The organism is Bacillus sp. MYb56, from assembly GCF_002976445.1.
GTDB lineage: Bacteria > Bacillota > Bacilli > Bacillales > Bacillaceae_G > Bacillus_A > Bacillus_A mycoides.
The window spans coordinates 1-9,051 of record NZ_PCOH01000067.1 but is presented as its reverse complement, the minus strand read 5'-3'; the positions used below and the strand labels follow the sequence as shown (position 1 = coordinate 9,051).

General features: G+C 32.5%; 5 protein-coding genes and 3 pseudogenes. 2 read left to right on the top strand and 6 right to left on the bottom strand.

Annotated elements, in window-relative coordinates:
* Window positions 1-78 precede the first annotated feature (78 nt).
* Complete coding sequence (locus tag CQ058_RS29795; RefSeq protein WP_002191911.1) at window positions 79-3,429, top strand: trifunctional glycoside hydrolase family 18/polysaccharide deacetylase/glycosyltransferase family 2 protein; 3,351 nt, start codon at window positions 79-81, stop codon at window positions 3,427-3,429.
* Between the two features lie 827 nt (window positions 3,430-4,256).
* Here CQ058_RS29795 and CQ058_RS29785 read toward each other — a convergent pair.
* The 6 genes and pseudogenes from CQ058_RS29785 to fosB all read right to left on the bottom strand — a co-directional run bounded on the left by CQ058_RS29785 (window position 4,257) and on the right by fosB (window position 7,627).
* On the bottom strand, window positions 4,257-4,586 hold the full coding sequence (locus CQ058_RS29785; protein WP_206703231.1) for a hypothetical protein: 330 nt from the start codon (window positions 4,584-4,586) through the stop codon (window positions 4,257-4,259).
* A gap of 39 nt (window positions 4,587-4,625) precedes the next feature.
* Window positions 4,626-4,808, bottom strand: a pseudogene (locus CQ058_RS29780) (thiol-activated cytolysin C-terminal domain-containing protein); the annotation flags it as partial.
* 228 nt (window positions 4,809-5,036) lie between these two features.
* The gene (locus CQ058_RS29775; RefSeq protein ID WP_258169587.1) at window positions 5,037-5,624 is read right to left on the bottom strand and encodes a VanZ family protein; all 588 of its coding nucleotides are present in this window, start codon (window positions 5,622-5,624) and stop codon (window positions 5,037-5,039) included.
* Between the two features lie 414 nt (window positions 5,625-6,038).
* Window positions 6,039-6,425, bottom strand: a pseudogene (locus tag CQ058_RS29770) (IS4 family transposase); the annotation flags it as partial.
* 84 nt (window positions 6,426-6,509) lie between these two features.
* A pseudogene (locus CQ058_RS29765) lies at window positions 6,510-6,836 on the bottom strand (hypothetical protein).
* A 374-nt stretch (window positions 6,837-7,210) separates the two neighbouring features.
* On the bottom strand, window positions 7,211-7,627 hold the full coding sequence (gene fosB, locus CQ058_RS29760; RefSeq protein ID WP_095022379.1) for a FosB family fosfomycin resistance bacillithiol transferase: 417 nt from the start codon (window positions 7,625-7,627) through the stop codon (window positions 7,211-7,213).
* Window positions 7,628-8,024: 397 nt separating this feature from the next.
* Here fosB and CQ058_RS29755 point away from each other — a divergent pair.
* The coding region (locus tag CQ058_RS29755) for an efflux RND transporter periplasmic adaptor subunit (RefSeq protein ID WP_105590181.1) at window positions 8,025-9,051 on the top strand (1,027 nt) is incomplete at its 3' end.

The window sequence follows — 9,051 nt, the reverse complement described above, 5'->3', positions numbered from 1 at the left end:
CCTACTCACTTCGCGTTCCTTGAGGAAGGAGTCTTCTTGGCTAAAATGATAAAAAGAAAAGGAGTATGTAAAAAAATAATGGAGAAAAAAATTCAACAAGAGAAAGATAACTCAAAACACGTTTTTTATGATCCTAAAGGAAGAAGAAAAATAGCTTTCAGTTGGTTTCTATGTATCTCAATAGTTAGCATAAGTATTGTATTTTATTTTTTCTTTCGAAGTATTTTTTCAACACCAGAAATTCCAAATATGAATCCTTCTGTAAAGCAAGATACTAAACTTGTGCCTATTAATCAAAAACTCAGCGACGAGCAGTTAAAGAAAGAAGAATTTAAACCTAATACCGAAATGAAAAACGATGAAAATATGGTGAATTCAACGAGCGATAGTAAACAATCTAAAGAAGTTTATGGTTTTTATGTAAACTGGGATGAAAATAGTACTGCTTCTTTAAAAGAAAATATCGATTCCTTAACCACGTTAGTACCAGAATGGTATCACTTAAAAGCAGACTTAACAGTTAGTAGTGAGATAAAACCTGAGATTGTGAAGTTAGCCAAAGAAAATCATGTGAAAATTATGCCTTTACTTACTAACTATACAGAGGAAGCTTCTGGTCCTGATAGTGAACTTATTCATAAGTTACTGAATTCTCCAGAGCATGTAAAGACAACGTTTATTAACAATTTAGTAAAGCAAGTTGAAAAGAATCAATTTTCAGGTATTAATATTGACTTTGAGGCAATACCTGAAAGCGATAGAGAAAACTTAACAAATTTCATGAAAGAACTTACTACGGTCTTTCATAAACATCATTTGCTTGTTACACAAGATGTCCCTGCTAATGATAAAGCCTTTGATTATGGTGCATTAGCCAAAGTAATAGATCGTATGATTGTAATGATGTATGATGAGCACTATGGAGCAGGGACATCAGGACCAATTGCTTCAAATAAATGGTTTGAACATACGCTCAATGATCTAAACATTCCCTCCGAGAAACTTATAGTTGCTTTTGGTAATTATGGATATGATTGGGAAGTGAAGAGTAAAAAACCTGCGGAGCCTTTAACTTTCTCAGAAGTTATGAAAATGGCTCATGATTCAAATATAAAAATTCAATGGGATAAGATCAGTGGAAACCCTTATTTTCGATATAAAAAAGGAGCGAAAGAACATACTGCTTGGTTCTTAGATGGTGTTACTCTTTATAATCAAGTCAAAATCGCAATGAACCATAATGCAAAGGGGTTTGCATTATGGAGACTAGGAGCAGAAGATCCTACTGTATGGAAAGCTTTAAAAGATCCTATTGAAGTACAAAAAAATCCTGATGCATTACATAAAATCGCTAGTTTAGATGAAGTAAATTATTCTGGACAAGGCGAAATTTTACAGATTGAAAATGAAAGACAAAATGGATTGAGAGATTTTAAAGTAGGAAAAGAAGGTTATCTTACAGATGAAGTGTATCAATCACTACCATCTGCATATCAAGTGCAGCGCTATGGAAAACCAAAAGGAAAACAAGTAGTACTAACATTTGATGATGGACCAGATCCTAAATACACCCCGGAAATTCTAGATATATTAAAAGAGCATAAAATAAAAGCAGCCTTTTTTATACTTGGTGAAAACGCCCAACTAAATCCTAGTCTTGTTAAAAGAATGTACGATGAAGGGCATGAAATTGGCAATCATACTTTCAAGCATCCTAACGTAGCTGATACGTCTTTACTACGAACAAAAGTAGAGCTGAATACAACTCAGCGACTGATTCAGGAAATAACTGGACATTCTACGGTTTTATTTAGGCCACCATATGAAGCAGATGCCGACCCGGATTCATCAAATGAAATATTGCCTATTTTGCGTGCACAAAATATGAACTATACAATGGTGGCAGAAAAAGTTGATCCTGAGGACTGGGCGACGCCATCAACAAATGAATTAGTAAAGCGTGCTGTTAATCCCATTTATAAGGGGGAGGGAAATGTTATTCTTCTCCATGATGCAGGAGGGAATCGTACCCATACGGTAGAGGCGCTGCCAATTATTATTAAAGACCTTAAAAAGCATGGATATAGTTTTGTAACAATTTCAGATTTAATGGGTAAAGAACGAGATGAAGTTATGCCTCTCGTTTCTTCTGAGGATAAGCAATATTTACTTTACAATAAAGCTGTTTTTTTAGGAGCCGGATATTCTAAGCATATATTAACAACTATTTTTTATATTGCTATTGGATTAGGTATTTTCCGATTCCTATTTTTAATTTATTTTGCATTCAAGCAGAAAAAGAAAACAAAATCTCGTTTATTTGCTAATTCGTCTTATCAACCTTTTGTTAGTGTTGTGATAGCAGCATATAATGAAGAGAAGGTGATAGCTAAGACGATTCGCTCAATTTTGGATAGTAATTATAGAGAGTTTGAAGTTATTGTCGTTGATGACGGATCGAAAGATGGTACGTCAAAAGTAATTCAAGAAACATTCTATAAACATCCTAAAGTTCGTTTAATTCAGAAAGAAAATGGTGGGAAATCATCCGCAATGAACTTAGGATTTCAAAAATCAACAGGAGAAATCATTGTCACTTTAGATGCGGATACAATTATTGCGCAAGATGCTATTTCTCTAATGATTAGACACTTTGAAGATCATAATGTAGCGGCAGTTTCAGGCAATGTCAAAGTGGGAAATAGACGGAATTTGTTAACTACTTGGCAACATGTTGAATATATTACAGGATTTAATTTAGAACGCAGAGCTTTTGATGAGTTAAATTGTATTACGGTAGTTCCTGGAGCTATTGGAGCATGGCGTAAAAAGAATGTAGTCGAATCTGGATATTTAAGTGAAGATACATTAGCAGAAGATACGGATCTTACTATAACATTTTTACGTGAAGGGCATAAAATTGTATATGAAGAAAGAGCATACGCTTATACGGAGTCACCTGAAGATGTGAAAAGTCTTATTAAACAGCGATATCGTTGGTCGTATGGTACACTCCAGTGTCTTTGGAAACATCGAAAAGCATTGTTTAATGCAACACATAAAACATTAGGGTTTATTGCATTACCTAATATGTGGTTATTCCAATATATTCTGCAATTCATTGCTCCTTTAGCAGATATATTAATGATTATGGGGCTATTTGGTAGTGATCCGCTGAAAGTTTTAGGATTTTATTTTGTATTCTTTCTAATGGATCTTCTCGCTTCTCTGTTTGCATTTAAATTAGAGAAAGAGAACCCTAAACCACTAGTATGGTTAATTTTACAACGCTTTATTTATCGTCAATTTATGACTTATGTTGTAATTAAATCTATATTTTCATCCATTCGAGGGGTAGCGGTAGGATGGAATAAACTAAAGAGAATGGGAAGTGTTGAGCATTCCCCAGAACATAAGGAGGCATCATAAGAGAGCAGACGATCTGCTCTCTTTTTGTTAAAAGGACTCACCATATCAAAAAAAGAAAATTGTTTGAACTTGTAGCATAAAATACAATTCTGTTAGGAATATATGCGTTTTACTGATTTTCATTTTATCTTTGCACCAGAACCGTTCTTAGTTATCATATTCAAATTAAACAGTTAATTTAATATGATGGAAAAGTGATGGTTATTACCCTATTTGTTTCTCCTTATGCCAAAGATAAGACCAAGTTCTGGTCTTATCTTTTTTATTTATGGGGTCTTGCTACACATCCATTAGCATAACAAAATTTTTGTTATGGGTTATTTGTTGGCATTGGTTTGATGGCGGTGTAGTGCTATCCAAATGCCTTAGTGAGACAAAGTGATATTTCGTTGACCTAACTCGGATATGCAATATTACATATAAAAATGTATTGATATAAATATAAGCGCTTACTATAATAAACGCATAAAGATAAATCACATTTTAGTAACAACAAAAGAGGAGGAAATAATATGGCAATCGCAATGGCAGTTTTAAAATTTGTAGGCGGAATCATTCCATTTGTACAAGAACTTTTAAAAGCGGTAATGTAGGTTCATTATTTAGCAATTATTTATAAAAAATTATCATACAAATGATCTGTATATCAAAGATGAATTGATGTGCAGATCATTTGTGTGAGCAAAGTCCCTTTAGATATTATAAAAGGACTTTTTAGTAATCAAACTTTATTCCAATCCCATAGAAAACCCACAGAGAACACGAATGTTTTCTGTGGGTTTTGTTTATTTCAAAAGAGCTTGGGGGAAAACTCATTTTGATCAATTTTATTTTTCTAATACATCTGAACGAACTAATTTTAGATCATCCGTTTTAATTGAACCTGTTGAAGTGGAGGATACTTTTACTTTTGTAGCTGTATCCCAATAACCGCAACCTTGCCAAAACTTTGCAAAAGGTGAATTTACTGTTTTATTTACAATTCCTGCAGCTACTGAGCCAGGCTCTAGTGTGTATTCAGCAGTAACTTGGTATAATGCAGCTGTAATCGTTCTATCTGACTCATTAGTAAGGCTAAATTTACGAGACACTGTTTGTTCTTCACTTAATGAGATACTTGTACCAAATGTACTTTGGAACTCATAACTTGCGACCAAGTAAAAAAGCGCCCTGTTTACAGGGCGCTTCACTTTTACCTAATGACTAATATTGGCACTTGGATATAATGTTGTTCCTCCAATTGAAACTTTAATTTCATTTGTTAATGGAACATTTTGTTCATTAATAATTGTTCTCCACCATTCCCATGCAAGACCAGTACATTCTCTTGCTACGATTTTTACATTTTTTGAATTCGGCAGAAGTGGTATGACTGTATTGGGGTACCGCCACATTGCCATCAAACTAAGAAATCAATCACCTCCAAAACGAAAAAAACGAGTTGAATTCACATAAATAAATGTAGAAAAGTAAAAATTTCGTTTAGGGGGTACTTCAAGACCTTGGCTTGATGAGCATGGGGTACCGCCAGCATTTCGGAAAAACCCCACGCTAAGCAAAAAATAAAATAAGCTGTCCATATGGGCAGCTTATTTACATAATTATCGTTATTGGAAGTTATTTTGTAAATTAGTATTCTCATTAGATGTTTTTAAAAACTTTGGAAATAATTTATAAATCAGGTTCCAGAATAAACATCCTAATAATGTTCCAAAGGTATTCAATATTATATCGTCTATATCTGATGAACGTCCTGATGGAAAGATATATTGGATAAATTCGATTAGTAGAGAAAATAAAAAGCCTATCATTGTTATTTGATAAATAGAAAGTTTTGTGTGATTTTTCCATAATAAGGTGAAGCCGAATGGTATAAATAGAATTATGTTAAACAATATATTTTTGATAGGAACCATAATATCAACATAATTGGTCATTAATTTATACATCCCAATAAAGGGGATTAAGTTTACTACTCTTATTTGTTCTATCCCTGTATGTCTTGGTATCACAGTAATCAGTAAAATGGCAATTATCGAGAGAGGAAAAATTATGTTCATAATGATTGTGTTTTTATGTACAACTGTTTTATTCCCCTTCCTTTTTACTAATACAATTGCAATTGTACATATAATAATGGTTGCAATTAAAAACAGGGGAACTGCATAACCAAAAGATCTCCATAACTGTGTCATGTTTTACCATCCTTTTTATTCCATTTTAGCATATTTAAAGATATAAAAGTAAAATGTATATCCTATACATGACCGGTTAACATAACGTCCTATTATCGGTAGCAAGGAAAAGGGGGGAACCCTACCCTCACAAGGGAACCTTCTTTTTTGTTCTATGGATCTATGCATTTTTTTATACATTCCTATCCTGGCGTAGTTTTAGGGTTCTTGTTTGTTACTGGATTACCCGAAAAATTGTATAAAATCTTGCATGCTCTTAGCGTGGTTTTTTTCCGAAATGCTGGCGGTACCCCATGCCCATCAAGCTAAAATTTTATAGTACCCCCAGAACGAAATTTTGTACTAACTTGTAACAAAAAAGCTCATTTTTTCGTTTTGGGGTATTTGCTTTTCTTAACTTGATGGCGATGTGGCGGTACCCCCTAAAATACGTATACGTTGAAAATAAGAAATGTATTGGTTTGAGATTTGAGAAGAATCGTTAAGTTTGCTTTTGATTAAAAGGGAAAATACACGCTTTAGAAATAAAACAGCACATCGGTTAAAACGTTGATTAAGTCCTTCTGAACTCATAAGTGTACCTGTATTTGCATAAAGCTGACTACATAATCGAGTAAGGGAACTACTTGCTACATGTTGACTGATCCAAACACATAAAGCAGCCAAATCTCGTGTACCATACTTACTTTTACGTTTTACAAAACCTGTCTCTTGGCCAAGTTTTTGAAGAATAAGTGGAGATAGATATCGCTGTAGTTCTTCAGCGAATAAATAAAACGCATCTTGAATCGATAGTTTCATACAAAAACGCCATCCTTTCTGTATATTTCTACAAACAGGATAGCGCTTTTTTCATTTTATAGGTAAATTTCTATGATGAATCATTTAATCGATATTAGAACTTATTACTTTATATTTATCTTCTTCTGCAACATCTATAATTGCACGAATCTTTTTTTGTTCATTATTCAGCTCATGTCCTTCGATCCAAACCTCATATCCCATTTCTCCCGTTACTCCAACTTTAGTTATAACAACATCTAACTGTTTTTCTTTTTGAAAATATTCAATAGCAGTTTCCTTTGCTTTTTCTCGAGTTTTTGGAAATTATTTCTCATTTAATGGATCTTTCGTTGTTAATGTAATGTAAGAGACAAAACCAATAATAATCAAAGTTATTGTAGAAAGTCCAACTAATAATAATTTTTTCATTCTTCTTCATCCTTGTCTATCTTTTTTTAAAGATTAACACTATATTTATCGTTTTTCAATAAATTTTTATTATTTATTATTATTTTTTTATTGATAATATCTGTGGTTTTAGACAAATATAAAAAGCGTTTCTCTAACTATCCTGATCTTTATCTCAATTAATCTATTAAATAATCCTATTATGGAATTCCATCACATCGTCATTAAGTTAAAAAATTTATTTATAGTACCCCCAAAACAAAAAAAAACGAGTTGAATTCATATAAATAGCTTTTGGAAAATTGATAATTTTGTTTAGGGGGTCACTGAAAAAGTCTTCATAGTTTAAACAGTAAATAGAAGTGCGAAAAGCTAGTATTTTACTAGCCTTTTTATCAGTAAAAAGTCATATGCTTTTTATCTTCTTTATAATATTGTAAACGATCTTGTAAAGTACCAGTATGAAACTCAAACTTGTGACCATCTGGATCTGTAAAATAAATAGACCGTTTATCTCGTTCATCTCTCTCTCGTCCAGGTAAGATATTAACATGATTTTGAATTAATATTTCTTTTAAAGAATCAAATTCATTATTTGTTACAGTAAAAGCTATATGTGTGTATGAGTGCTGAATTTCATTTCTTGGTATACTTTCTTCAACATTTAAAGCAATCCATAAACCATTTAAATCAAAATAAGCTAACTTTCTACCTTTTACTAATAATTTTGCTTGAAGTATATTTTGATAAAACTCAATAGCTTTCTCTAGATTTGAGACTGAAAAACAAATATGATTAATACTTTGTCCCATGCTACATGCTCCTTTTTAATTGATTAAGTTATATATTCCATTATAAGCAAAAAGGCATTTTTCTACTAGGAGTACAGACCTATCACTATCAAGATAATAAAATAAAATCCTCTCTAAAATGAAAAAATACGCTATTCTTTCTGTAGAATCATAGGAAAGGATGGCGTTTTTTATGTCTGTTTCTGTGTCTGACGAATTACAACTATTTGCTCAAGAGATTCAAAGTTTTTTATCTCCAAATACCTTACGGGATCTTGCTACTCTATGTTTCTAACTAATATTTTTGCACCAGAACCTTTTTATATGCAATATTGCATAATATTATATATGTTATTCATGTTATGTTTAAAAATTAAAATATACTTAAAAAGTATATTATCATGAAAGGAGATACACCATGTTACCAAATACAACACGTAAACTTAACAAAAAGAAGAAATGGATTATCAGTGGGGTTATTACATTAATTGTTATCGTTGCAGCCATCAATATTTTTGTCATGCAAGGTAAGAAGAAGAGTGAGGCAAAGGCAGATGCTGTTAGCTTCGAAAAAGTAACAGAGCGTAAACTTAATAATACAAAATTGATTTCAGGGCAGGTGAAACCTGGGAATATTGAAAGCTTTTATGCAGATCCGACAAAAGGAAAAGTAAAGGATATTGAAGTGAAAGAAGGGCAAGAAGTAGAGAAAGGAACGAAATTATTCTCTTATGATAATGAAGAAATTAATTTACAGATGAAACAAGCTGAGCTTGATCAAAAAATGGCTACTATGCGTTATGATCAAGAGCAAAAGAAAATAGATTCCATAAAGAAAGAGATTAAGAAGGCGAAAGATAGCGGTGCTGGGAAAGAAGTAATAGATCCGTTAGAAGAGCAAGTAAGCGAATTAGAAATGGCACAAAAAACAACTGATCTTGAAAAAGAAAAAGGAAAGTTACAAAAAGAAGAGTTAAGTAAAAAACAGAAAGAACTTACGATTTATAGTAATTTTACAGGTGTTGTACAAAAGTTAGATAAAGATGCAGCACAAAGTTCATCTCAAGCTTTAGGTGGCCAAGGGAAAGCATTCTTACAAGTTGCTTCTAAAGATCCGTTCCAAGTTCAAGGGACTTTAACAGAGCTTCAAAAGTCACAAATTCAAAAAGACCAAACGTTTACTGTAACTGCGAAAGCAAATAATAAGAAGAAGTGGACAGGTAAAATTACAGAAGTAAGTGAATTCCCAACGAGTGCAGAGATGGCTCAAGCAGCTGGTGAAGGAACTCAAAATATGTCTCAATATACATATAAGGCAAGTCTTGATAGCCAAGATGGTTTATCTCCAGGTTATCACGTTTCTTTACAAGTAAATTTAGAGAATAAGACAATGATTGCTGTTCCAAGTAAGAGCATTGTAGAAAAAGGCGAAGATGCATTTGTTT